The organism is Jannaschia pagri (assembly GCF_019655435.1).
In the GTDB taxonomy this organism is placed as follows: domain Bacteria; phylum Pseudomonadota; class Alphaproteobacteria; order Rhodobacterales; family Rhodobacteraceae; genus Jannaschia; species Jannaschia pagri.
The window spans coordinates 151,886-176,208 of record NZ_BPFH01000004.1 but is presented as its reverse complement, the minus strand read 5'-3'; the positions used below and the strand labels follow the sequence as shown (position 1 = coordinate 176,208).

The 24,323-nt window shown below is 63.3% G+C and carries 24 protein-coding genes and 1 tRNA gene; 8 read left to right on the top strand and 17 right to left on the bottom strand.

What is annotated here, in order from left to right; genetic code table 11:
* Position 1: 1 nt before the first annotated feature.
* From K5R33_RS11845 to K5R33_RS11835, 3 genes are all read right to left on the bottom strand, one after another.
* Positions 2-607 (bottom strand): CDP-alcohol phosphatidyltransferase family protein, encoded by a 606-nt coding sequence (locus K5R33_RS11845; RefSeq protein WP_220749255.1) that lies wholly within the window; start codon positions 605-607, stop codon positions 2-4.
* An 87-nt stretch (positions 608-694) separates the two neighbouring features.
* Positions 695-1,900: an organoarsenical effux MFS transporter ArsJ gene (gene arsJ / locus K5R33_RS11840; protein ID WP_220749254.1), complete on the bottom strand. Its 1,206-nt coding sequence runs from the start codon at positions 1,898-1,900 to the stop codon at positions 695-697.
* Positions 1,897-2,886 (bottom strand): ArsJ-associated glyceraldehyde-3-phosphate dehydrogenase, encoded by a 990-nt coding sequence (locus K5R33_RS11835; RefSeq protein WP_220749253.1) that lies wholly within the window; start codon positions 2,884-2,886, stop codon positions 1,897-1,899. The genes arsJ and K5R33_RS11835 overlap by 4 nt, the downstream gene beginning before the upstream one ends.
* A gap of 107 nt (positions 2,887-2,993) precedes the next feature.
* Between K5R33_RS11835 and K5R33_RS11830 the strand changes: the two genes are divergently transcribed.
* Positions 2,994-3,083 (top strand) — tRNA-Ser (locus K5R33_RS11830).
* A gap of 185 nt (positions 3,084-3,268) precedes the next feature.
* Here the strand turns inward: K5R33_RS11830 and K5R33_RS11825 are convergent.
* Complete coding sequence (locus tag K5R33_RS11825) at positions 3,269-3,592, bottom strand: NIPSNAP family protein (protein ID WP_220749252.1); 324 nt, start codon at positions 3,590-3,592, stop codon at positions 3,269-3,271.
* A gap of 72 nt (positions 3,593-3,664) precedes the next feature.
* Between K5R33_RS11825 and K5R33_RS11820 the strand changes: the two genes are divergently transcribed.
* Positions 3,665-4,384, top strand: coding sequence for an ArsR/SmtB family transcription factor (locus K5R33_RS11820; protein WP_220749251.1), 720 nt, complete (start codon positions 3,665-3,667; stop codon positions 4,382-4,384).
* Here the strand turns inward: K5R33_RS11820 and K5R33_RS11815 are convergent.
* Positions 4,358-5,362, bottom strand: coding sequence for a LacI family DNA-binding transcriptional regulator (locus K5R33_RS11815; protein ID WP_220749250.1), 1,005 nt, complete (start codon positions 5,360-5,362; stop codon positions 4,358-4,360). The two genes, K5R33_RS11820 and K5R33_RS11815, sit on opposite strands and share 27 nt — an antisense overlap.
* A 259-nt stretch (positions 5,363-5,621) precedes the next feature.
* On the opposite strand from K5R33_RS11815, the gene K5R33_RS11810 reads away from it, so the two are divergent.
* The 5 genes from K5R33_RS11810 to K5R33_RS11790 all read left to right on the top strand — a co-directional run bounded on the left by K5R33_RS11810 (position 5,622) and on the right by K5R33_RS11790 (position 10,860).
* On the top strand, positions 5,622-6,923 hold the full coding sequence (locus K5R33_RS11810; RefSeq protein WP_220749249.1) for an extracellular solute-binding protein: 1,302 nt from the start codon (positions 5,622-5,624) through the stop codon (positions 6,921-6,923).
* Between the two features lie 87 nt (positions 6,924-7,010).
* Positions 7,011-7,892, top strand: coding sequence for an ABC transporter permease subunit (locus tag K5R33_RS11805; RefSeq protein ID WP_220749248.1), 882 nt, complete (start codon positions 7,011-7,013; stop codon positions 7,890-7,892).
* Positions 7,893-7,905: 13 nt separating this feature from the next.
* Positions 7,906-8,811 carry an ABC transporter permease subunit gene (locus tag K5R33_RS11800; RefSeq protein ID WP_220749247.1) on the top strand — a complete coding sequence of 302 codons (906 nt, stop codon included), beginning with the start codon at positions 7,906-7,908 and terminating at the stop codon, positions 8,809-8,811.
* A gap of 10 nt (positions 8,812-8,821) precedes the next feature.
* Positions 8,822-9,862, top strand: a complete 1,041-nt coding sequence (locus K5R33_RS11795) for an ABC transporter ATP-binding protein (protein WP_220749246.1) — start codon at positions 8,822-8,824, stop codon at positions 9,860-9,862.
* The gene (locus K5R33_RS11790) at positions 9,859-10,860 is read left to right on the top strand and encodes an endonuclease/exonuclease/phosphatase family protein (protein ID WP_255576354.1); all 1,002 of its coding nucleotides are present in this window, start codon (positions 9,859-9,861) and stop codon (positions 10,858-10,860) included. The genes K5R33_RS11795 and K5R33_RS11790 overlap by 4 nt, the downstream gene beginning before the upstream one ends.
* A gap of 104 nt (positions 10,861-10,964) precedes the next feature.
* On the opposite strand, the gene K5R33_RS11785 is transcribed toward K5R33_RS11790, so the two are convergent.
* The 12 genes from K5R33_RS11785 to K5R33_RS11730 form a co-directional block, all read right to left on the bottom strand.
* Complete coding sequence (locus tag K5R33_RS11785) at positions 10,965-11,690, bottom strand: alanyl-tRNA editing protein (protein WP_220749245.1); 726 nt, start codon at positions 11,688-11,690, stop codon at positions 10,965-10,967.
* Complete coding sequence (locus K5R33_RS11780) at positions 11,687-14,104, bottom strand: mechanosensitive ion channel family protein (RefSeq protein ID WP_220749244.1); 2,418 nt, start codon at positions 14,102-14,104, stop codon at positions 11,687-11,689. The genes K5R33_RS11785 and K5R33_RS11780 overlap by 4 nt, the downstream gene beginning before the upstream one ends.
* Entirely contained in the window at positions 14,104-15,132 is a 1,029-nt protein-coding gene (locus K5R33_RS11775) for a cysteine synthase A (RefSeq protein ID WP_220749243.1), read from the bottom strand. Before K5R33_RS11775 ends, K5R33_RS11780 begins: the two co-directional genes overlap by 1 nt.
* A 44-nt stretch (positions 15,133-15,176) precedes the next feature.
* Positions 15,177-16,298: an NUDIX domain-containing protein gene (locus K5R33_RS11770; RefSeq protein WP_220749242.1), complete on the bottom strand. Its 1,122-nt coding sequence runs from the start codon at positions 16,296-16,298 to the stop codon at positions 15,177-15,179.
* Positions 16,295-16,756, bottom strand: a complete 462-nt coding sequence (locus K5R33_RS11765) for a TrgA family protein (RefSeq protein ID WP_220749241.1) — start codon at positions 16,754-16,756, stop codon at positions 16,295-16,297. Before K5R33_RS11765 ends, K5R33_RS11770 begins: the two co-directional genes overlap by 4 nt.
* Before the next feature lies 1 nt (position 16,757).
* Complete coding sequence (locus K5R33_RS11760; protein WP_220749240.1) at positions 16,758-17,969, bottom strand: SAM-dependent methyltransferase; 1,212 nt, start codon at positions 17,967-17,969, stop codon at positions 16,758-16,760.
* Positions 17,970-18,034: 65 nt separating this feature from the next.
* Positions 18,035-19,426 carry a cryptochrome/photolyase family protein gene (locus K5R33_RS11755; RefSeq protein ID WP_220749500.1) on the bottom strand — a complete coding sequence of 464 codons (1,392 nt, stop codon included), beginning with the start codon at positions 19,424-19,426 and terminating at the stop codon, positions 18,035-18,037.
* Between the two features lie 103 nt (positions 19,427-19,529).
* Entirely contained in the window at positions 19,530-20,516 is a 987-nt protein-coding gene (gene acuI / locus K5R33_RS11750; RefSeq protein WP_220749239.1) for an MDR family oxidoreductase, read from the bottom strand.
* A gap of 13 nt (positions 20,517-20,529) precedes the next feature.
* Positions 20,530-21,609: a dimethylsulfoniopropionate demethylase gene (locus K5R33_RS11745; RefSeq protein ID WP_220749238.1), complete on the bottom strand. Its 1,080-nt coding sequence runs from the start codon at positions 21,607-21,609 to the stop codon at positions 20,530-20,532.
* Positions 21,603-22,109, bottom strand: coding sequence for a DinB family protein (locus K5R33_RS11740; protein WP_220749237.1), 507 nt, complete (start codon positions 22,107-22,109; stop codon positions 21,603-21,605). The genes K5R33_RS11745 and K5R33_RS11740 overlap by 7 nt, the downstream gene beginning before the upstream one ends.
* Positions 22,106-22,792, bottom strand: a complete 687-nt coding sequence (locus K5R33_RS11735; RefSeq protein ID WP_220749236.1) for a DUF1326 domain-containing protein — start codon at positions 22,790-22,792, stop codon at positions 22,106-22,108. The genes K5R33_RS11740 and K5R33_RS11735 overlap by 4 nt, the downstream gene beginning before the upstream one ends.
* Positions 22,789-23,499 carry a DUF2182 domain-containing protein gene (locus K5R33_RS11730; RefSeq protein WP_255576352.1) on the bottom strand — a complete coding sequence of 237 codons (711 nt, stop codon included), beginning with the start codon at positions 23,497-23,499 and terminating at the stop codon, positions 22,789-22,791. Before K5R33_RS11730 ends, K5R33_RS11735 begins: the two co-directional genes overlap by 4 nt.
* 65 nt (positions 23,500-23,564) lie before the next feature.
* Here K5R33_RS11730 and K5R33_RS11725 point away from each other — a divergent pair, with 65 nt between their 5' ends.
* Positions 23,565-24,302, top strand: coding sequence for a FadR/GntR family transcriptional regulator (locus K5R33_RS11725; RefSeq protein ID WP_220749235.1), 738 nt, complete (start codon positions 23,565-23,567; stop codon positions 24,300-24,302).
* The last annotated feature ends 21 nt before the right edge of the window (positions 24,303-24,323 follow it).

The following is a 24,323-nucleotide window of genomic DNA, read 5'->3' as shown; positions in this document are numbered from 1 at the left end:
ATCAGTCGGTGAAGAGGTGGCGGGCGTTCAACACTCGGGCCGCCGCCGTAAACAAGCACAAGGCCCCGAACGCGAGGCTGAGTGGCACGAACCACTGGGGCATCAGGCAAAGCAGCACAAAGAACAGGATCGTCTCGGTCCCTTCCAGCAGCCCGGCGGAATAATAGAGCGACTTCTGCCCTTGGGCCGTCGTCTCCAATCCTCGTTTCGCAGCCAGGATCGCGACGCCCAGGAATGAGGTTCCGTTGACGTAGAAGGCAAACAGCAAGAACGCAGCCGCTGTGCCGTTGCTGGGGTCCAGGAGGGCGAAGGCCAAAGGGATCAGCCCGTAAAACAGGAAGTCTGCCCAGATATCGAAGTAGCCGCCCAAATCCGTTTTGCGCGTGGCCCGTGCGACAGCGCCGTCCAAACCGTCAGCCAGACGTGACGCGAGCAGTGGGATCAACGCCCACCCCGGCGCGCCCAGGGCAATGGTCGCCCCGGCCACAATTCCCAGGGCAAGACCCAGAAACGTCACGGTATTTGCCGACACGCCCCAGCCCGCTAGACCCTGACCCAAGCGGTTCAGGGGCGGGTCGATCAAGCGACGGGCGGCGGTGTCAAGCATGGGCGGACCCTGTCCGATGTGGTTGACACTGACTGCCTCAAGTCGCCCCTAGGGTGCAACCGCAAGGCACGGGAAAGTGAGCAACGGTCAGGCGGGCTGAGGACGTTCCGGGATCCGCAGCAACGCAAGCGTCGACAGCGCGACCATGGCCGCCGACACCCCCAGCGACAGGGCCAGACCGCCTAGCTGGAAGCACAAGCCAGACAGGATCGTCCCCAACAGGCGACCGCCCGCGTTGGCCATATAGTAAAAGCCCACGTCCATCGTCACCCGCGCCGCGCCCGCAAAGTTCAGGATCAAATAGGAATGGAGCGACGAATTCACCGCAAACACGGCGCCAAAGGCCAAAAGTCCCACAAGGACCGGCCAAGCACTGTCCGGCGCGAGCGCATGGAAAGCGGCCAACCCGCCTGCCAGCAGGCCCAACACCACGGCAGCACTGAGCGCTTTGCTGACCGAGCCCACGCGCAGCAGTTTCGGCGTGATCCCCTGGATCAGGCCATAACCAATGATCCAGCTGGCCATGAACGCCCCCGTGACGAAGAATGCCGCTGTCTCCTGCCCCTCCTCCGCCAGAAAGCCCGTCAGCCAAATCGGCAAGGCCACCACGAACCAGACGTCCCGCGCTCCGAACAGGAACAGCCGCGCCGCCGAGAGCCAGTTAATGCGCGGGTCCTTTGACAAAACCTCCCGAAACTTCGCACCCTTGTTCTTGGTCGCCAGATTCCCGGGAAGGAACATCAGAACCGCGACCAAGATCGCGAGCAGGACGGCCGCCATGGTCCAGAGCGCGGGCTCAAAACCGAGTGTCGCCAAAAGGCCCGCGCCAACGAAGAACCCAAGGCCCTTCACCGCATTCTTGGAGCCGGTGAGCGCGGCGACCCATTTGAACAGCCCGCCCTCTGGCACCAGCAGTTTGACCGCGGATTTACTGGCGGTTTTGGCCAGGTCTTTGGCCACGCCAGACGCGCCTTGGACAAGCATCACGTAGAGAACCGAGGTCCCAATGGCCCAGGCGGGGTCCAGCCAGGTCAGCGCGACCAAAGCCACCACCTGAAGCCCCAGCCCCAGGTAAAGCGTCATCGCCAGACCGAACCGCGCGGCCAACCATCCGGCGGTCAGGTTTGTCACAACACCCGCGATTTCGTAGAACACAAACAGCCAAGCCAATTGCAGCGGGGTAAAGCCCAGGGTGTAGAAGTGCAGCAGCACCAGCATCCGCAGGGCGCCATCGGTCAACATGAACGCCCAATAGGCCGCCGTGACAGCCGCATAGCCCCGCAGGGAGGTCATCGCGCCATCATCCGCGCAATATCCGCCATACGAATCGCGTAGCCGTATTCGTTGTCGTACCAAGCGTAGAGCTTCAGATGCGTGTCCTGGACCACGACCGTCGACGGTCCGTCAATCACGGTGGAGCGGCGGTCGTTTAGGTAATCGCAAGACACCAGTGGCCGCTCCTCAAGACCCAGGATGCCCGCCATGGGGCCCGCTTCAGCGGCGCGAAAAGCTGCGTTGACGGCCTCTACGGTGACAGGGCGCTCCATCTCAAAGGCGCAATCGGTGAGCGACGCATTCAGCAGCGGCACCCGGACGGCGTGCCCCATGAGCCGCCCTTCCAGATCAGGGAAAATCTGCATGATGGCCTTCGCCGACCCCGTTGTTGTGGGGATCAGGTTCATCAGGGCCGAGCGCGCGCGGCGCGGGTCCTTGTGGGGTCGATCCACGATTGTCTGCGTGTTGGTCACGTCGTGAATGGTGGTGAAGCTGCCATGCTTGATCCCAAACGCTTCGCGCAGCACCGCCACGATGGGCGCCAAGCAATTCGTCGTGCAGGAGGCCGCCGTCACCAACCGGTGGTCGTCGTAGCGGTCATGGTTCACCCCGTAGACGAGGTTAAGCGCGCCGCCATCCTTGACGGGTGCGCTGACCAAGACCTTGGCAACGCCGGCGTCAAAGTAAGGTTGTACCTTATCGCCGGTCTTAAAGACGCCAGTGCAATCCAGGACCATATCCACGCCACCCAGCGGCAAATCCTCGATCCGACGGTGGAAGGTGAGCGGCAAGCGGGTATCACCCACCACGAGCGCATCTCCCTCGGCGTGAACCGGGCGATCCCAACGGCCATGGACGCTATCAAATTCGAGCAGCAGCGCATGTTGCTCCGCATCGCCCGTGGCATCGTTGACGCCCACCAGGTCAATGTCGCCGGGCAGATCGATCAAGTCACGGAGCACCAGCTTGCCGATGCGGCCCAAGCCGTTGAGAAATACTTTCATGGGGGTCCTCGTCTTATCGCCCCGCGCGCTAGAAGGCGAATGTAACGGACTGATGACACCCACCACGCCTTGCCCCGCCCCCGGCGCCCGTGTACCGAGACCCTGTCGGAGGTGTGGCCGAGCGGTCGAAGGCACCGGTCTTGAAAACCGGCAGGCGTGAAAGCGTCTCGTGGGTTCGAATCCCACCGCCTCTGCCAGATATGCAACCCGCTTTGGTAGCGACACACCCGGATTAGGGTTGCGTATCGTCTGTGAACGGCCTGTCTGAGCGGTCCGCGCCACAGCGCGAACCGGTTGGGCGGCGGTCTGTAGGTCCTCGCGAAATGACTGGCCTTCTATCGCGGCGTGTTACGAGCGCCCTGACGTTGATCGGCCTCCGGGACTAAGGTCCCTCAGCATGCGGGTGCGAGACGCATTTCAAGAACGTCCGATCTTCGCGCAGCAAGAACTTTTCTCGCTGGGCAAACTCGTAGTTCTCCTTGCCAAGCGGATGCCCTGACAGGCGCGCGCGGTACGCTTCATAGTCGGCCAAAGAGGCCACGTTGTAGATCCCGTAGGCCAGGGTCGAAGACCCTTCGTGGGGCGCGTAGTAGCCAATCAGATCCACGCCACACCGCGGGATCGCCTGTCCCCAGTTGCGTGCATATTCGGCGAATTGGTCTCGTTTCGTGGGGTCGATGTGATAGCGAATGACACAGGTCAGCATGGGATCCTCCGTTGGATTGTGCGGCCTGTCTACGCGATTGCCCGAGGTCCATGGTTCGACTAAGATCGAACTATGAAAGAAGGTCCCAACATCGCTCAGATTGCCGCCCTCATCGGTGATCCCGCGCGCGCGAACATGCTCACCGCTTTGATGTCAGGCAAGGCTTTGACCGTCAGTGAGTTGGCGGGCGAGGCGGGCGTGACGCTCCAGACGGCCAGTTCACATCTTGCAAAGTTGAGCGCAGGCGGCCTGTTGCGCCAACGCAAACAGGGGCGGCACAAATATGTCTCGCTGGCCAATGATGACGTGGCCCATGTTTTGGAGGGGTTGATGGGTCTCGCCGCGGGGGCCGGCCAGGTGCGGACACGGACGGGGCCCAAGGACCCAGCCTTGCGGGCGGCGCGGGTCTGCTACAACCACCTCGCCGGGGACCGAGGGACGCAGATGTTCGACAGTTTGGTGGCCAGAGGACACCTCATCATTGACGATGGGCACCTGCATCTGACACCCAGCGGCTCGGCCTATGTCCGAGACCTCGGCGTCGATCTTGATGGGCTGACACGCGGGACCGCGCCCCTGTGCCGGGAATGCCTGGATTGGAGCGAACGTCGCTCCCATCTGGCGGGCAGCTTGGGCCGGGCCCTGCTCGCCCGGTTCGAAGATCTGTCTTGGGTGCGTCGGCACAAAGATTGCCGCCTGGTGACCTTCACACCCACAGGCACGCGCGCCTTTGATAAGGCGTTCCCGGTTGCGTCCACGCGCCGCTCAATGGGTGCCCCGGCACACCAGTGACACGTCAATCGCAATCGTCTCGTCCGGTTTTGTGGGCGTCTCGACCCGGCGTTGGACCAGATCGGTCACAGTCTCCACCAGGGTATCAATCGGATTGCGGACGGTGGTCAGATTGAAGGCCGGCCAAGCCGCCATGGCAATGTCGTCAAACCCTACAACCGCGATCTGCTCTGGCACGGGAATGCCCCGATCCCGCAAGAGCGAGAGGGCGCCAATGGCCATGGCATCGTTGGCGCAGACGAGCGCGTCGAAGGGCGGGCCAGCCAGCAAGTCAGCCGCCGCGTCATAGCCGCTTTGGACGGTATAGGCGCCCATGGCATCGGCGCTCAACGTCAAGCCCGCCGCGTGCAAGGCCGTCACGAGGCCAAGGCGCCGTTCCCCTGCGGACCAGAACGTCTCTGGCCCACCCACAAAGGCGACCCGGCGCCGACCGCCTTCGATCAAGAGGCGCCCCATATCGGCCATGCCGTCGCGGTTGCGACAACAGACATTGTCCACTCCTGGCATATGAAGGATCCGCCCAGACGAGATGACCGGCACGCCCAGCTTGGCGCAGGATTTGGCCACCCCCTCGTCCAAACTGCCAGACCGCAGGATCATCGCCTCCAACGGATACCTCAACACATTGGCGAGTGCGCGGCGGGCCGTGGCCTCGTCCCCGCCGATGACGAGGGGCCATTTGCCTATGGCGTTGAGCCCGGACACCAGGGCGGCGGCCACCTCTCGGTCGAAATCATTGGGCATCTCGCCCGCAAAAATCGCCACTAAATCCGATGCACCGCCCTGTAGGATCGCGGCCATGGCGTTCGGACGATAACCCAACCGTTTCGCGGCCCGGAGGATGGCGCGGCGCTTGCCATCATCCAAGTAGCTGCCCGGCGTGAAGGCCCGAGAGACCGCAGACCGCGACACACCCGCCGCCTCGGCCACGTCTGCCGCAGTCACCCGGCGTGCGGACTTTCGTATTGTTCCTGCCATGGCCCCCCTCCTGGCGCGTTTGGAATATGTGCTCCGTCGTGAAACCGACTCCCCCGCGTCATCCAGACGTTACACAGCGTCGACATATGAACACGTGTTCAGGCTGGATCAAATGACGGTCTTGTAAAAATAGCTTTTTTAACAAAGCCTTACCGCTTTGTTTGACAGGTGCGTTTTGCGACCCGATAGTGAGGCATCCAGCCGTTAGACGCTTGGATCAATACGGCTCCTTTAGGGGTCTGTGACTGGGAGAATCACAATGACACGCCTTACAATCGCCTCCGTGGCGGCTGCTTCACTATTTGCGGGCGGCGCCTATGCCCAAACCGAGATCACCTTTTGGCACGCCATGGGCGGCGCCTTGGGCGAGTCGGTGAATGCCGTTGCAACGCAGTTTAACGAAAGCCAGGATGACTACGTCCTGACGCCCGTATTCAAGGGCACATACGAAGAGGCGCTGACCGCTGGGATCGCGGCCTTCCGCGCCGGTGAGCAGCCCAACATTCTGCAGGTCTTCGATGCGGGCGCCGCCACGGTGATTGGCGCCCAGGGCGCCACGATCCCGGTGCAAGACCTGCTGGAAGCCAATGGCACCGACTTCGACATCGAAGACTACATCTCGGGCGTGCGGTATTTCTACGCCGACAGCGATGGCAAGATGATCGGGATGCCGTTCAATTCCTCCTCGCCGATCATGTATTACAACGTAGACGCCCTGGAGGCCGCAGGCGTCGAGCCGCCCAAGACCTGGGAAGAATTTGCCTCCGTCACCGCGCCCGCGCTCAAGGAAGCTGGCTACACGGCCCTGGCCCAGTCGCACCTGCCCTGGATCTTCACCGAGAACTTCCACTCCCGCCACAACCTGCCGTTCGCCACCAACGACAACGGCTATGACGGCAACGACACCCAGATCCTGGTGAACAACGACGCCATCAAAGCCCACTTCACGGCCCTAACCGAGTGGCAAGACGCTGGCTACTTCGAATGGTTCGGCACCGGCTGGGGTGACAACCAGACCCCGTTCGAGAACGGCGAGGTCGCGATCTGGCTCGGCTCCTCCGGCTCCTTCGGCGGGTTGGCCAAAAAGGACCTGGGCTTTGAATTCTCGGCCACCTACCTGCCCTATTGGGAGGCCGTGACCACGGAGCCCAAGCAGACCTTCATCGGTGGCGCGGCTCTGTTTGCCATGGCGGGCAAGTCCGACGAAGAGAACGCGGCGACGGCTGCCTTCTTCAACTTCCTTGCCTCGCCCGAGACGCAGGTCTTCTGGCACAAGGACACGGGCTACGTCCCGATCACCGAGGCCGCCTATGAACTGGCCGCCGAGCAGGGCTACTACGAAGAGGCCCCCGCCGCCGAGATCGGCATCCAGCAGCTGTCCCTGCCCGCCGGTGACAACACCCGTGGCTACCGCATGGGCTTCTACGTCCAGATCCGTGACGTGATGAACCGCGAATACGGCCGCATCCTGACCGGCGAAACCTCGGTCGAAGACGCCTTCGCGACCATCGAAGAAGAAGCGAACGCCCTGCTCAGCCGCTTCGCGCGCACCCAGGGCTAACCCCCAAGCGTAGACACAGCGGCGGCCCCCAAGGGCCGTCGCCCTTTTGGCGTTTGACGCCCAAGATACCGAAAAAGGGGGATGTCCATGAAACGCGCAGGCTTTACCACCGCCTGGTTGCCGATCCTGCTGCTGGTGCCGCAGTTGATCATCATCGCGGTGTTTTTCTATTGGCCCGCGGCCCATGCCATCCAGTCGTCCTTCTACTTGCAAGATCCCTTCGGTTTCGGCTCCACCTTTGTGGGGTGGGAGAACTACACCCACCTCTTCAGCAACTCCGAATACCTTCGGATCGCCGGGTTCACGGTGATCTTCACGATCCTTGTCACCTTCCTGTCGCTGGGCCTCGCCCTGCTGCTGGCCGTCAAGGCGGACAAGGTCATCCGGGGCGCGCACAGCTATCGCACCCTTCTGATGTGGGTCTATGCCGTGGCACCGCCTGTTGCGGGGTTCATCGGCCTCATCATGTTTGACCAATCCTGGGGCCCCCTGACCGAGTTCGCCCAGATGCTCGGCTGGGATTTCACCCTGGGCGTGACCTACTTTGACACGGCAACGGCCATGGTTGTGGTCTCGGTCTGGAAGCAAGTCCCCGTCAACTTCATCTTCTTCCTCTCCGGCCTGCAGTCCATCCCGAAGTCCGTGCGAGAGGCCGCGTTGATCGACAACCGCTCCGCCTCGGGCCGGTTCTGGGACGTGACCTTCCCGCTGCTGGCGCCGACCGCTTTCTTCCTGCTGATCATCAACATCACCTATTCCCTGTTCGACACCTTCGGCGTCGTCGATACGCTGGTGAAGGGCGAGCCAGGGAACAATCCGATGACCCTAGTTTATAAGGTCTATGTGGACGGCTTCCGAGGCAACGACCTGGGCGGGTCCTCGGCGCAGTCGGTGATCTTGATGGTTCTGGTGCTCGCCCTGACGGTGTTCCAGTTCCGCATGGTCGAACGCCGCATCCATTACACCTGAGGGAGCCTTCGTCATGTCAGACATTTCCGCCGACACCCTCGCCACAGACCGGTCCAGCGCCCCGCCCAAGCGCCGGATCAAATGGTCCACCGTCGTCGACCACAGCGTTCTGATCGTCGGGTCGCTGTTCATGCTGCTGCCACTGGTCGTCCTGATCCAGATGTCCTCTGTCCCGGACGTCGAAGTCATCAAGACAGGCCCGTCCTTGCAGATTGGCGATCAGCTAGACGACAATTTCAACAAGGCGATGTTCCAGGCCTCCGGCTTCTCCGGTGAGAACACCGGGACCTCGATGCTGATCAACAGCTTCATCCTCGGGATTGGCTTTGCCGTGGGCAAGATCATCATCGGAATGATGGCAGCCTATGCCATTGTGTATTTCCGACTGCGGTTCGCGACCCTGGCCTTTTGGATCATCTTCACGACCCTTCTGCTACCGCTAGAGGTCCGGATCCTGCCGTCCTACGAAGTCGTCCAAAGCCTAGGCATGCTCAACACGTATCAGGGGCTCATCGTGCCGCTGATCGCCTCAGCCACCGCCACGTTCTTCTTCCGACAGTTCTTCCGCTCGGTGCCCGAGGAATTGGTCGAGGCGGCCCGGATCGACGGGGCCGGACCGGTCAAGTTCTTCATCGATATCTTGGTGCCCCTATCCCAGACAATGATCGCGGCCATGTTCATCATCATGTTCGTCTTTGGCTGGAACCAATACCTCTGGCCCACGATGATCACGACGGATGAAGACATGTTCACCCTGGTGCGCGGGATCAAACAGATCACCCAAGACCTGGAAGGCACCAACATCCCCGAATACGGGCGCGCCAACCTCCTGGCGATCATTGCGATCATCCCGCCCGTTTTCGTCGTCATTTTCTTCCAAAGCTGGTTCGTCAAGGGCCTGACGGAATCCGATAAGTAAGGAACACCCCATGGCTCAGGTTACCCTGTCCGGCATCCGCAAGGTCTATCCCAACGGCTTCCAAGCCCTCACCACCACCAGCTTCGACATCCCCGATGGGGAGTTCACGGTCCTCGTCGGCCCCTCCGGCTGCGGCAAGTCCACGCTTTTGCGCATGGTCGCGGGGCTGGAGGATATCACCGAGGGCGAGTTGCGCATCGGCGACCGCGTCGTCAACGACGTGGATCCGGCAGACCGGGACATCGCGATGGTGTTCCAGAATTATGCGCTCTACCCCCATATGACGGTGCGCAAAAACATCGCCTATGGCCTGAAGAACCGGGGTACGTCAGCCGAAGACATCGCCAAGAAAGTGGCCCAGGCCTCGGATATGTTGGGCCTGGACGACTATCTGGACCGCAAGCCATCACAGCTGTCTGGCGGGCAGCGGCAACGGGTGGCCATGGGCCGCGCGATCGTGCGGGACCCGGCCCTGTTCCTGTTTGATGAGCCGCTATCGAACCTGGACGCCAAGCTGCGCAACCAGATGCGGATTGAGATCAAAGCCCTGCAACGGCGGCTGGGCGTGACCTCGATCTATGTGACCCACGACCAGGTTGAGGCGATGACCATGGCCGACCGCATCATCGTGATGAACGGTGGCAAAGTGGAACAGATCGGCACACCCGCGGAGGTCTACCACGCACCTGCCTCGACCTTCGTCGCCTCTTTCATGGGGGCGCCACCCATGAACCTGGTGCCAGCCCACGCGGTCGCTGGGATGGTCCGCTTCGCCAAGACATCCTTGGCCGTCGAAACGCACACCGACGGTCCCGTCACCATGGGCATCCGTCCCGAGGACTTGATCCCAGACACCAGCGGCCCCCTGCCCTTTGACGTGCAGATCATCGAGGAACTGGGCGCCCATCGCTTGCTGCATGGCGTCGTCGGCGATGAAAAGCTGACGGTGCATGTGGGCAAGGACACAGACGTGGGAACCGGCCCCGTGCCGCTGTCTGTGAAGCCTGGGGCGATTTCCCTCTTTCACCATGAGACAGGCACGCGGTTGTGACGCCCACGGTCGCGCGTCTGTCCCCATTGACGCAGGCGCAACGACACCGGATTGAGGCGGCCCCCAGAACCGCAGACAGCCACCGCGCCCTCTTGGCCGGGTTGCCCGCCATGAACGCCGTCGAAGTGGATGGGACCGCACCGCGCGATGCGCTGCCCGCCTCTGTCTCGGTCGTGGCCTGGAACGTGGAACGCTGCCTCTTCCCCGAAGTGAGCGCCGCCCACCTTGCGCCCTACGCCCCTGACATCGTCCTGCTGTCAGAGGTGGACAATGGCATGGCCCGCACCGCCCAACGGCACACGACCGAAGCGATGGCTCAGGCCATGGGGATGGCCTACGTCTTTGGGGTCGAGTTTCAGGAGCTTGCCCTGGGTGGCCCGACGGAGCGTCCGTTTTGCACGGACGATTTCAACGCGCTCGGATGGCACGGGAACGCCATCCTATCGGCCGCCCCTCCGACCCGCCTGACCATGGAGCGGTTGGACGATCACGGCCATTGGTTCGTAGGTCCCAAGTCCGACCCCGATCAGCCGCGCGTCGGCGGGCGCATGGCGCTGCTGGCAGAGGTTCCAACCGCCAGTGGACCGATCTGCGTTGTGTCGACCCATCTTGAAAGCAATGCCGATGCCGCCCACCGGGGCGCGCAATTCGACCGCCTGCTTGACACCATCGACGCATTCTCCCCTGGCCTGCCCGTCATTCTGGGCGGCGATCTGAATACCGGCAACCACATGCCGCCCGACTTCGATTGGCGGGCCGAGACGCTCTTTGCGGCGGCGGAGGCACGGGGCTACGACTGGTCCGCAACGCCCGAGGGGCCGACCACGCAGCCGAGCCTAATTACGCCCCATCCAACCCGCAAGATGACGCTCGATTGGTTTGCGACCCGGGGGATTTCCGTCGAGGAAAAGGCGCTGATTAACGCGACTTCGTCCGACGGCACACCGCTGTCGGACCACCATGCCGTCTGGTGTCGCGGCTGCGTAGGACCTGTTTGATACGCACGCTGGCAGTGCCATTGCACGTCGCCGTGAGGGACGCACTCCCGACGGCGCGCGCAAGACAGCGGCACAGCCCAAACCGAGGCCAATCTGCGGTGGCCCTAACCCTCCAGGAGCAGCGAAATACGCCGGTTCGATTTACCCTTATTCTCGATCTTGCCGACGGTCACGGCCCCGATCTCGGCGGTGGAGGCAACATGGGTCCCGCCGCAGGGTTGTAAATCGACGGGCGTGTCGCCTGCGCCGATCCGCACAAGGCGGATGGTCCCGGCGCCGCGCGGGGGCTGTACCGAGAGGGTTTTGACGAGGCCAGGGTTCGCGTCCAGCTCCGCCTCGGTAATCAGGTCGTCGGTCACGGGATGGTCCGCCGCGATCAGGCCGTTCATCTTGGCCTGCAGGAACTCCCTGTCGTAAATCACCTCGGGCATCTCGAAATCCAGGCGGCTCTTCTCGGCCCCGATCTGGCCACCGGTCACCGGCAGAGGCACAACAACGGACAGAAGGTGCAGCGCCGTGTGCATCCGCATGTAGCGATGCCGCCGGTCCCAATCGATCATCATCTCGATCTCTGTGCCCTCGTAGGGCATGGGCGCGGGTTCCGCCGGGACCAGGACGATCCCCTGCCCGTCCGGTGTCTTAACGGTCGAGGCGATGTCCGCCGTCCCACCGTCCCAAGTGATCCGCCCACTGTCGCCAGGCTGGCCGCCCCCGCGCGGGTAAAAGATCGACCGATCCACGACAACGCCCCCCTCTTCCGTGCGGGCGATGATCTCCGCTCGGGCGGTTTTGAGGTAGGGTTCGGTGCGGAACAAAGCCTCGGTCGTCATGTCGTCTCCTGCTCGGGATCGGCGGTCTCCGGATCGGAGGCCACCTCGTCTTGCCACGGTCCATCATCCGACACGTCATCGGCGGGCGGCGCACTCTGGTCTGACGCAGCCGCGGTCCTGGGCGCGCGCGTCTGCAAAGTCTCCGGGTTGCGCAACCAGACGTCCCGTTGGGCAAAGGGTATTTCGATGCCTTCCTCTTGGAAGCGTTTGGCGATCTCATGGTTGATGTCGGACTTCACGGTGACTTTCCACAGGACGTCCCGCAAAACCGCCCGGATCATGAAATCCAAACTGTCGGCGCCGAACCCCTCCATCGTGATGGTGGGCGGCGGATTGAGCACAACCATGGGATGGGCCTCCACGATTTCGCGCAGGATCGCCTCCACCTTCCGGGTGTCGGTGCCGTAGGCCACACCCACGGGCACAAGAACCCGACCGGAGGAATTGCCGAGGGTATAATTGGTCACGGTCCCCGCGATCAAATCGGCGTTCGGAATGATCACGTCCTGGCGGTCAAAGGTCTCAATCCGCGTGGAGCGCACGCTGATCTGCCGCACGAAACCGTCCATACCATTGACGTTGATCCAGTCACCCAGCTTGATGGGCCGCTCGATCAGCAGAATGATGCCGGAGACAAAGTTCTGGACGATCGTCTGAAGACCAAAACCAACCCCAACGGAGAGCGCACCGGCAACGATGGCCAGGCCCGACAGGTCGATCCCCGCCGTGGTAATCGCCAGCAGCGCCGCCAGCGTGATCCCCACATAGCCTGTTCCCGACAGGATCGCGTTGGTGCCGCCTGTATCCAAGTTGGTCTTGGGCAGAACGCTGGTCCGCAGCACGCCCTTCACCAAACGCGTGGCCATGTAGCCGGCCACGAAGACCAGCACGAAGGTCAGGAAGTTTTCCGGCGACAACCGTGTTTCGCCGATGGCAATCCCGTTCAAGAACGCCTGCCACCACTCGCCCAGGGTTTGCAGCCGCACGCCCCAAACCAGAGCAAAAAGCGGCAGAGAGGCCACCGCCAGCGCAAAGCCCACCAGTGTCGGGGCAAGGGCGTCGCGCGCTGTCTCGGTCCGTCCGGTAATGGCGGCAAAGGCATCGAAGACCACGGCTTGGGCCACGCCGATCCCCACCAGCAGAGCGATCGACATCACCGTGGGCCAGAGCATCGCAAGGCCCAGGTTCACGTATCCGGCCCCAATGGCCAGCGGCGTAATCAGCCCCACGATCATCAGCGCCCGACCGACCAGGCGATTGACCTGAGACCAGAAACTGGCATCCCCGTCCTCGGCGTCTGCCTTGGCTTCGCGCAGCAGGAATTGGCCCAAACGGATCAGCGTCAGGCCAGCCACAACCGAAATGGCGAAATGGAAGACGGCTCGGGATTGCGCCACGTCCCTGGAACTGTCGGACATCTCGTAGACCAACACGGCCAGGGCCGCCATGATGCCCAGCAAGATCGCATGGAACCGACCTTCCAACCGGTTTGCCGGCGCAACAGGAAACAGGGTAACGGCGTTGTCCTGCGCGGGAAACGCCTGCGCCGCCAGCCAGCGGGACACCAAAAGCCAGGCGACCATGACGGGCAACGCTCGCATCATGGCGTCCGCAGCGGCACCGCCGACACCCAGTTCCTCGACCACACGCAGAGCCACAACCAGGCCCAAGACGGGCATCACCATCCGCAGGAACGTCAGACCCAACTCGGACAACCGTCCCAACGGGGTGGCTGGCCCCTCGGGCAGGACCTTCGCCCGCAAACGGCTGAGCCACCCATAGGACCGGAACACCAAAAGCAGCGCCAGGGTCGAGAGCAACCCGATCCGCAGGCCGTCCTCCCGCAGGACTTGACCCGCCTCACCGCTGGTAAAAGGCGCCGCGATTTGTCCGGCTAAGGAGAGGAACCACGTACTCGCCGCCGTCACGGCAGGCCACCATGTCACCGGGTTCACCGGCGGGGTCTCTTGCGACAAAAGCGCGGCGGCGCGCCGACCTTCGATAACGGTGTCCGTCTCGGCGATCAGGCCGTTTACCGAGTTATAGGCAACCTCCGCCGCGCGCACGGGCGCCAGCAGCGTTTCAAGCTGTTCCCGCAACTCAGCCCGGCGACTGGCAACATCCTCAGGCTCGGATTCCCCTTCTGCAGGGGCTGGACCAAGGGCGTCGATCTCTGCCCGAACGGTGGCGATCCGTCCGGAGTTGGCCGTCCGCGCCTCGTCGAACTGGGCGCGCCAGTCGACCAATTGCGCACGCAGCCGATCAAGCGCGGCGTCTGACACCGTCTCGGATTGCAGCAGGGAAACGGCGCGTTCGGAAACGACCGTCCATTCGGGCGGCACAGCCTCGGACTGTGCGCGCAGGGGCGTGGCCAGCGCACAGACCAGCGCCAGGCTTAGAAGTAAGCGCAGCATCACTCGAAAACCTGCGGAACCTCTCGCCCTGGTCCGTCCAACCATCCGGGAACGGGCAAGCCCTTCTCACGCAGGAACGCCGGGTTATAGAGTTTGGACTGATACCGCGTGCCATAGTCGCAGAGGATGGTCACGATGGTATGGCCCGGCCCCATGTCGCGCGCCATCTTGACAGCGCCCCCGATGTTCACCCCGGTCGAGCCGCCCATGCACAGCCCCTCGTCTTGCAGCAGATCGAACACGATGGGCAGCGCCTCCCCATCGGGGACCTGACAGACGAAATCTGGGGCAAATCCCTCCAGATTCGCGGTAATCCGACCTTGGCCGATCCCCTCAGAGATCGACCCGCCTTCGGATTTCAACTCACCCTCCGTGTAGAAGGAATAGAGCGCGGCGCCCATGGGATCCACAAGACCAACCTTCACGCCCTTCGGCTGGAGCGCTGCGGCCACGCCAGCCACGGTGCCCCCCGATCCGGCAGCACAGATGAAGCCGTCAACCTTACCGCCCGTCTGCTCCCAGATTTCGGGGCCGGTCATCTCGATATGGGCCTGTCGGTTGGCCACGTTGTCGAACTGATTGGCCCAAATCGCGCCATTGGGTTCGGTTTCGGCCAGTCTCGCGGCCAAGCGGCCCGAATACTTCACGTAGTTGTTCGGATCCCGATACGGCTTCGCTGGAACCTCGATGAGGTCTGCCCCCGCCAAGCGCAGCATGTCCTTCTTTTCCTGGCTCTGGGTCTCTGGGATGACGATGACCGTCTTGAACCCCATGGAGGCGCCCACCAGCGCAAGGCCGATGCCCGTGTTCCCGGCCGTGCCCTCAACAATGGTGCCGCCCGGTTTCAGATCGCCCCGCGCAACAGCGTCGCGGATCATATAGAGCGCGGCGCGGTCCTTCACCGACTGACCTGGGTTCAGAAACTCGGCCTTGCCAAGGATCTCGCACCCGGTCTCGTCCGACACCTTATTGAGCCGGATCAGGGGCGTATTGCCGATGGCATCCGCCAGATTCTTATGGATCGTCATGGGCGCCCCTCCGTCGTCAGCCCCATGGGTCTAGACGCCCCCCGTCACCCGTTCAACCGCAACCGATCCCGATGGAGCGCAAGCCACTGTGCGCTGAGGATCAAAGGCGCATTTGCAGCTTCTCCGGTGGGGATCATCGCCAGCAAATCATCGAGCGACAGAAGATGTGCCGCAATGTCCTCGGCCTCATCCTCCAGCCCGTGCAGCCCCCCCGCCCCATCGGGCAAATCCGCTAAGGCCACATAGGAATGCAGCACCTGGGCCAAGCCCCCCGGGCTGGGATAATAGCGCGCCACGAAATGCAGATCGTCCGCCGTGACGGTCAATCCCGCCTCTTCCGCGCATTCGCGCAGGGCCGTGCTCTCCGGCGTTTCGCCCGCGTCGATCAAACCGGCCACCGGTTCTAGGATCCAAGGGTGTGGATCGTCCTTGGCGATGGCGCCCACGCGGATCTGCTCCACCACCAAGACACGGTCGCGGACCGGATCATATGGCAAAACCGTCGCGGCATTCGTCACGTGGCTGATGGCCCGCTGAATGTCGCCGCTGCGGCGCCCGTCATAGCGCGGATGGTCCAGCACCCACTCTTCGACCCTGTGAAATCCGTCGTAAGGATATCGGATCTGCCGCACGGCAATGTCCTTGGCGTCGGGGCCGCCGCCGATGGTCACAGGTCTCTTGGTGGCGCGGCCCATAACCACGCCGTGGGCGCGGGCGTGGATCACGGGGCGCATGGCCTGCACCTCGTCAGGCGACAACCGGCCCTTGGCGCGCAGCACTTCCGCCGAAGCGATCACCGTCCGCTCCCCGTGCGCATCAATCCAGGCGTCCAGGTCCCAAGCTGCTCCGGTCCCGCCCGCGCCGCTGGTCTCGCGATAGACGTCCGCGCGGATCGACACGCCATCGGCGGTAAGGTCCACAGGCTCCACGCCATAGCCGAAGGCAACCTCATACCAATCCAGACGGTCCCGCGCGTCAGGGGTGAGTTCATCTGTTACGACGCCCTGCACCTGACCGCCTGGCACCAGAACAGGCCAATCGCCCGCCACTGCGCGCTCCACATGCCAACCATCGAGAGTGGCGGGCCGCACGGCGATGTCCTCACCGGCCACCGCGCGGCGCAGCTCCGCCCACCGCAGGGTGCCAAACAGAAACAAGCGACTCATCGCGTGATGCGCCCGGTAATCCCACCGATCAGCCCCACGAGCGCCCCGCCGCCATACAGCGTCCCAAGGACCAGCGGGTTGGCGACGGTCTGCGCATCCTTCCACAGAAACTGCATCCAGGCCGTCGCGGCTTGCCCCACCTCGGTATAGGTCCGGTCAAGGGACTCGCCGATCATGGTGACAAAACTGTTCATAAGCAGCCCGCCAACGGTTAGCACCAGCGCCCCCGCCAAGCCCGCCGTGATCGCAACGGTGATCGTGGTGCCTTTGTTCAGCGGGCCCGAGCAGGTCTTGCCGATCAGCTTCCAGCCGATGAACACGCCCGCCAGGCCCACCCATTCGCGGAACCGACCGACGCGGACGCCCTCGGGCAAGGTCTCTCGAACGATGGTGTCGGCCACCCACCAGGACAGGGCCGCAAAGAGGACGGCGCAGACGAGCTTGGCGGGTGTGGGCATGTTACGCGGGCTTTCGAACGATCATCTGTATCACGTCGCAATTGCCGTATTCGAAGGCCCCCGCGCAAGAGGTCAGGTAGGTATTCCACATGCGCCGGAAACGGTCATCGAACCCCAGGGCCGCGACCTCGTCCCATTGGTCGTTGAAGCGGTCGAACCAACGGCGCAGGGTTAGGCTGTATCCCTTCGCGATTGAGATGGAGGACCCCTCTTCCAATCCCGCGCGCTGGATCTCCTCCGACAGTCGGAAGGGTGCGGGTAGAAAGCCGCCCGGGAAGATGTACTTCTGAATGAAGTCGATGGAGCCGATGTAGACCTGCCAGCGCCGGTCGGGAACGGTGATAATCTGCAACGAGGCCTGTCGCCCGGGCCGTAACCTGTCGCGCAACGTGTTGAAGTAGGACGGCCAGTACCGCTGCCCGACCGCCTCGAACATCTCGATGGAGGCGATGCCATCATAGGTGCCGCGCTCGTCTCGGTAGTCCTGCAATTTGAAATCAACGCGGTCGGAAAGGCCAAGCCGATCAATGCGGTCCTGGGCGAACTTCAACTGCTCCCGGCTGAGCGTCAGGCACGTGACACGCAGCCCACGCTCCTTCGCGGCGTATTCAGCAAAACCGCCCCATCCGCAGCCGATCTCCAGCACGTGGTCACCGGGGGCCACATCCATCCGATCCACGATGGAGGCGTATTTGGACATTTGCGCCGTCTCCAGGCTTTCCTGTCCGGTATCAAAGATCCCAGCCGAATAAGTCATGGTATCGTCCAGCCACAACCCATAGAAATCATTCCCCAAATCGTAATGGGCGGAGATGTTCTTCTTGGCCTGAGCCTTCGTGTTCCGCTGCAACCAAAAGCGAAGTTTCTCGCAGGCCCGCAGGAAGGCCAGCCCCGGCTGTTGCTGGATCAGGCTGTCGCCTTCCTTGTTGATCAGGTCGAACAAGGCCATCAGGTCCGGCGTGCTCCACTGGCCCTCCAGGTAAGCATCGGTGAAGCCCAGATCCCCTTCACGGATCAGCCGGGCAAAGACATTAGGGTCGTGAACCGTGATTTCGCCCACGGGACCGGGCTCCGGGCCCTCGTGGCGGAACCGGCGGCCATCGGGCAGCACGACATCCATCCGGCCGGAGCGGATCTGTTCCAGCATCTGCCACGCGGCTCCGAAGTACCGCGGCAGGTTCGCCTGCCCGTGCGGCGTTGTGATGACGTCCATCTGTCCCCCAAATCCTTGTTTGTACACGAAACCACCCCGTTCCCCCCGGGGCAAGTCATCCTTGCCTATTGGCCCGTGTCCCGTTGCTTATACGCCGCCAACGCCCGGTCCCGACCTTCCTTCAAGTCGACGATAGGTGCGGGATAGCCCTGCCCGGGCGTCAGCCCCCAACTCTCTGGGATTGCCTCGAAAAAGGCGTCCGCCGTCTCCTTGGGCTTTGCCTGTCCCTCGGCCAACCACCGGCGACGGTAGGTGCCGCGCGGGTCAAACTTCTCGGCCTGGGTGTCAGGGTTGAAGATCCGAAAGAACGGAGACGCATCGGGGCCAGACCCCGCCGCCCATTGCCATCCCATGGCGTTTGACGCGGGATCCCAATCAATCAGACAGTCCGCGAACCAATCCGCGCCGACCTTCCAATGGGTCATCAGGTGCTTGGTCAGATAGCTCGCCACCAGCATCCGCGCACGATTGTGCATCCGACCCGTCACATACATCTCTCGCATGCCAGCATCGACGACTTCGACCCCCGTTCGGCCCCTCCGCCAGGCTTCGGCCAGATCATTGTCGTCGGACCAGGGGAAGGCATCCCACTCCGAGCGCCAATTCTCGGACGTCAAATGCGGCGTGTGATAGGCCAGGTGGTGGGCGAAGTCGCGCCAGACCAACTCCTTCAGGAACGTCTCCGCCCCCGGTTTGCCGTCTGCCATCGCCCGTTGCCCAGCCGCCCAACAGGTGCGGATACCAATTTCGCCCAGCGTTAGGTTTTCGGACAGGCCGCTGGTCCCATCCTCGGCCAGCTTATCCCGCCCGCTGTCGTAGTCTGCGACGCCATGGGCCATGAAATGTCCCAACCGCCCCTCGGCGGCGGCACTGCCAACGCGGGCATAGGGGGCCACGACGGCGGCGCCCCGTGACATGGCCCGCCCCAGATCCCAATCGTCTAGCGCTTCACTCTGGGGCCAAACCTCCGGCGCGGCGAACTCTTTGGGCGCGGGTTCAGGGGCGCCGGGGTCTCGGTCTCGCACGGCTTTCCAGAAAGGAGTGTAGACTTTGTAGTACCCGCCGGACCCAGTCTCGACAGTCCAGGGCTCGAACAGGACGTGGCCAGCGAAACTGCGGGCCGTCAGACCGTCTGAGCGCAGAGCTTCCTTAACTGCGGTATCCCGGGTGCGCTCATCGGCAACGTACAGCCGGTTCCAGACCACGGTATCGGCGCCCGTCTCTTCGATCAGCGTGCGCAGCACGTCTAAGGCCTGCCCCCGCCGCAGGATAAGACGGGCGCCGGCGTCCTCCAAGCTGCCCCGCAGCACGTCCAACCCCAGACCGAGCCGCCATTTCGGCGCCGCGCCCCAGGTCTCCACGACCTCGTCGAGACAGAAGACCGGGATCACGGGCCGCCCCTGTTGGACGACCCAGGTCAGCGCGGGATTGTCGGAGAGCCGTAAATCTCGGCGCATCCAGTAGAGTATCGGCGCCAAAGGTCCCTCCGTCACTTGCCCTTACCAGGCAGCTAGGTCGGCGGCGCGGGCCGCCCACCCTTTTGCGACGGGTTCCCTTCGGTCAGGCGTTCACGTCAACGACAACGCGTCCGCGGACCTGCCCGGCCAGGATGTCCGCCCCCAGCTTGGGCAGATCGGACAAGGTTGCCGGGACGATCATCCCCTCCAGCTTGTCCATGGGCAAAAGCTCCGCGATGCGCGACCAGGCGCGCAGACGGTTGTCATAGGGCTGCATCACGCTGTCGATGCCCAGCAGGTTGACGCCCCGCAGGAGGAAGGGGATGACCGTTGCGGGCAGCGCCGCACCACCGGCAAGGCCAACCGCCGCGACCGAGGCCCCATACTGCATCTGCCCCAGCAGGCGCGCCAACATGGCACCCCCGACAGCATCGACACAGCCACCCCATGTCTCGGACTCGAGCGGACGCTTCACTGTCTCAGACAGCTCCTCACGGGCGACGATTTGCGTGGCCCCCAAGGCGGTCAGATAGTCAGCTTGATCCGGTCGTCCGGTGACGCCCGCCACCTCGCGCCCCATGGCAGACAACAGGGCCACAGCGACGGAGCCGACACCACCGGCCGCGCCAGTCACGAGAACCGGGCCGTCCTTAAGTCCCTGATCTTCCAGAGCCTGAACCGCCAGCATGGACGTGAACCCGGCCGTCCCAACAGCCATGGCTTGACGGGTGGTCAATCCCTCGGGCAGAGGGACCAGCCAGTCGGCTTTGACCCGCGCCTTTTGGGAATGCCCGCCCCAGTGGGCCTCCCCCACGCGCCACCCTGTCAAAACGACCTTATCGCCGGGCGAATACCGTGGATCGTCAGCGGCTTCCACTGTGCCGCTAAAGTCGATCCCCGGCACATGGGGATAGCTGCGGACAAGCCCGCCGCCCGGCCCGATGCACAGACCGTCCTTGTAATTCACCGTGGAGTATTCGACGGCGACGGTGACATCCCCCTTGGGCAAACGATCCTCGGTCAGGTCCTGAACGGATGCCTGTGTCTTCTTGTCCTCGTCGCGTTCGACCACCAAAGCCTTGAACGTCATCCCATAAACCTCTCTATCTCCAGAATTTCTCTCTGAGTGTTGCCGTGCGCGGACCATCTTGGGTCTCGACCAGCACGGCCTCACCGGCGCCCCATCGACGGTCCACCATCCCGATGGCGACGCCGCAGCTAAACTCAATGGACCAGGCGGCCGAGGTCACGACGCCGATCCGCTCTCCGTTCAAGAGGATGGGCCAGCGGCGGTCGCAGTTCGGGACCGGACCGGCCATCTCCACGGCCATCAACCGACGGTCAGACACATGTTCCTTCAGGGCCGGGCCGCCGATGCAGTCATAGACCTGGACGTATTTATCGAGGCCCACTTCAAACGGCGTGTCGAGATCCGTCATGTCGTTGCCGTAGCTCAACATTCCGCCTTCGATCCGCTCGACCAGGTTCGGACAACCGGCGCGCACGTCCAAGTCGCGACCTGCCTCAAACAGCGCATCCCAGAGCGGCATCGCATCGGCCTGACGCTCCACGTGAACCTCGAAGCCGCCTTGTTTGGAATACCCCGTCCGGCTCACGATCATCTCAGTCCCGTTGAACGGAAACCGCGCGTGGCGGAAGAACTTGAGCGCCCGGATGTCTTCGCCAAACACACGCGCCGCCAATTCATTCGCCAACGGACCTTGGATCGCCAGGGGTTGGACATCCGCCTCGAAGACCTGAACGCCGTAGCCGCCGGCTTCGGCCATCCCTTCGATCCAGAGGCGCAGCTCACCATCCGCCAAGCTAATCCACCACGTGTCGGGGCGCGGCTTCAATGCGACGGGGTCATTCAGCATACCACCATAGTGGTTGCAGATCGGCACGTAAGCACATTGATTCACTTGCAACTGTGACAGATCGCGCGGTGTCAGCCGTTGCATCAGCGTGTCGGCATCGGGACCTGTGATTTCCACCTGCCGTTCCACGGCCACATCCCAAACCTGTACCGCCCGTTTCAGGTGAGCGGCATCGACGTCCATGCCGCCGAACGAGGCGGGGAGCATCATGCGGTTGTACACCGTATAGGCCGTGCATCCGGCCTTATCGACGGCGTCGGTCCACCATGTCCGACGGACCCGGTTTGAACGTGCGAGGGCTACCATTGGGCCTCCGGCAGATAGGGAAGATCAGTGTCGGCGGTCTTGACGCCCATTTGCGTCAGGGCCGCATGGATTTGCCCGCGATGGTGAACGCCGTGCAGAAACAGATGGGTCACGGCCACCGCACGGGGTGTGCGGTTTTCTGCGCCGGTCAGGGCGGAGGTCCACAGCACGTGACCGTCCAGGGGGCCGGTCAGACCATCCGCCCATTCTTGAATGGCGGCATCGGTGCGTTGCCGGGCCACGGCCCAGGCCGTCGGCGTGGGTGTCAAACGCGTATGGTCGGCGGGTGCTACGTCGGGCGGGTCACCTGCGTCCAGCCGCGCAAGCCAGGCCCGATCGCCCCAAAGGATGTGGTTGGCCGTGCCCAAGATCGAGCCGAAGAAAAGGCCACGATTGGCCTGGGCCTCCTCAATTGGCAAGCCGACGATGGCCTCGCCCATCCAACCATTTTGCCAGGCGGTGTGCCGCGCCATCAGGCGCACCCAATCCGCCGTGATCACTTCGGGATCTCCGGGCCGGACCAATCGATCTGGCAGATTTCAGCGCTGCGCCCGTCAAAGTCCCAGACCCGGCCAAAGGCGCGAACGCGTCCCTTGTTAGCGGTTGCCACCGTGATGTCGGGGCCCATCCAGTACTCGGTGTTCATGGCGACGATATCCTCGCCCGAGCGTTTGCCCTGCACGGGCACGACTTCGCCTTGGATCTTCTTGCCGACCATCAAGCGACGGGTTTTGCCCTCGGTCTCGTAGCTGATTTTGGCCCGTTCCGCGCCCAGGAACTCACTCACGAGCAGTTTGAACAACCCGGTGGTTCCCTTTGCGCGGCCTGAGAAAATCTCGATCAGGCCCAGATAAGCCGCCTGGTTCGCGCGATCATCGATGAAGGCCGCCGCCTTCCAGTTGCCGCGCGCCATCAGACCCGGGATTTCCAGCAGCAGACCGACGTTTAGACCGCCCAGATCCTGGTCGCCGTAGTGACCTTCGTCGATGCGGATCCCGGACCACGCCTGACAGTATCCCTCCGTCGGAGCGTGTTTGCCCAGCGACACGACGCAAGGGCAGAAGACCGTGCAATTGCAGTTTAGGATCAACTCGCCCTTGATCGCCCAGGGCGTCAGGCCCGCGCCGGTCGGGCGCGCGTCGGGATGGCGGCTTGTGACCACCGGAGCAGCAATCTTGGTCATAGAATTCCTCCGATCATGAAGCCCGCCCCCGCGAGGCAAGCAAGTCCAATGGCCGACGGGACGATGCGTCCGCGGCTCAGTTTCTCTAGGGTCATCAACACTGTCGCCAACGCCATGAAGCCCAGGCTCATCGTGCCGCCGATCAGACCGAGCGCCATCAAGGCCCAGCAGCACCCCAAGCAGGTGGCGCCGAGCCGCAATCCCATGCGCCAAGGCCCCTCGTCCCAATGCTGCATCATGAAGGTCAGCGGCTGGCGGCATTTGGACAGGCAGGCATCCTTGAACGCGCTGAACTGGTACGCGCCCGCACCAACCAGCAGAGTTGTGGCGAGCAGAGGGCTGTCCAGCGCGCCCAAGCGACCGACGCCGAGCTGGACCGCGGCCGCGACGCCCGCAAACCCAACCCAGACCACACCGTAGCCCGCAACGAGGGCCGCGCCGCCGCCAGTGTCTTGGGTGTCCGCGATGTTGTCATGGGTGGCAAAGGCCGGGATCGCCGTCGGCAACATCATCGCCGCCGACATAATCAGCCACATGGCAAAGAGACCCGGAAACCCGGCCTGCGCCGCAGGCGTCAAGCACAGGTCGCGTAGGGCCGTGGCCCAGGTGCTTGGCGAGGACATGGACCAGACGCCGATCCACGCCAACAACAGAGCGGCATAAAGCGCCAACCAATGGGGCGCGGTCATGCGAGACAGATGGCGCAAGTTCTCCCCTCCCCGGTTCCCTTGTGCGACGCGTGATTCTCTCCTATCAAATGTCAGACAATTAAATGTCTGACAATTGGAATTCGCGTTTGTCTCCGCCCAAGCCACTCTCCACCGACATTTCCGATCAGATTGCCGCCCGGATTGCCGAAGGCGATTTGATGGCCGGGGACCGCCTGCCCTCTGAGACGGATCTGGCCGCGCAGTTCGACTGCTCGCGCGCGACGGTGCGGGAGGCCTTAAAACGGTTGGCTGCGCGCAACCTGATCCGGACGCGTCGGGGCCATGCGGGCGGAGCCTTCGTCAATCGTCTGACATATGACGCGGCGGTGGCGCAGCACGTGGCGACCTCGACGTTGTTGTTGTCCATGAACGCCGTGGACTTTGAAACGGCGGCAGAGGCGCGCTTTGCCCTGGAACGCGCCTGTGCGGACCTTGCCTGCGCCAACCACGACCAAGCGGATCTGACCGCGCTGAAAGAGGCTATCGCCGCACTGAGTGCTCCTTGCGACGACGTGGCCTTTTGCGCCGCCGACGTGGCCTTTCACCGGGCCTTTGTGGATGCGGCCAAAAACCCCGTGCTCAGCTATCAACTTGCCGGCGCGGTGGAGGCGATGCAGCCGTTGATGAACATGATCACTTACCCCGACCGCGACCGGTCCGAGATCGCCGCGCTCTACCGACAGTTAGCCAATGCCATGCGCGCGCGCGACGGTGGCGAGGCCCGGCGGATCCTTGGCACACTGGAACACGTGATGGTCCGGCTTTTCCATAGCGGACAAGCCCGGCGCGGGCGCGCCTGAAGCCCGCTTGCCGCGGCGCGG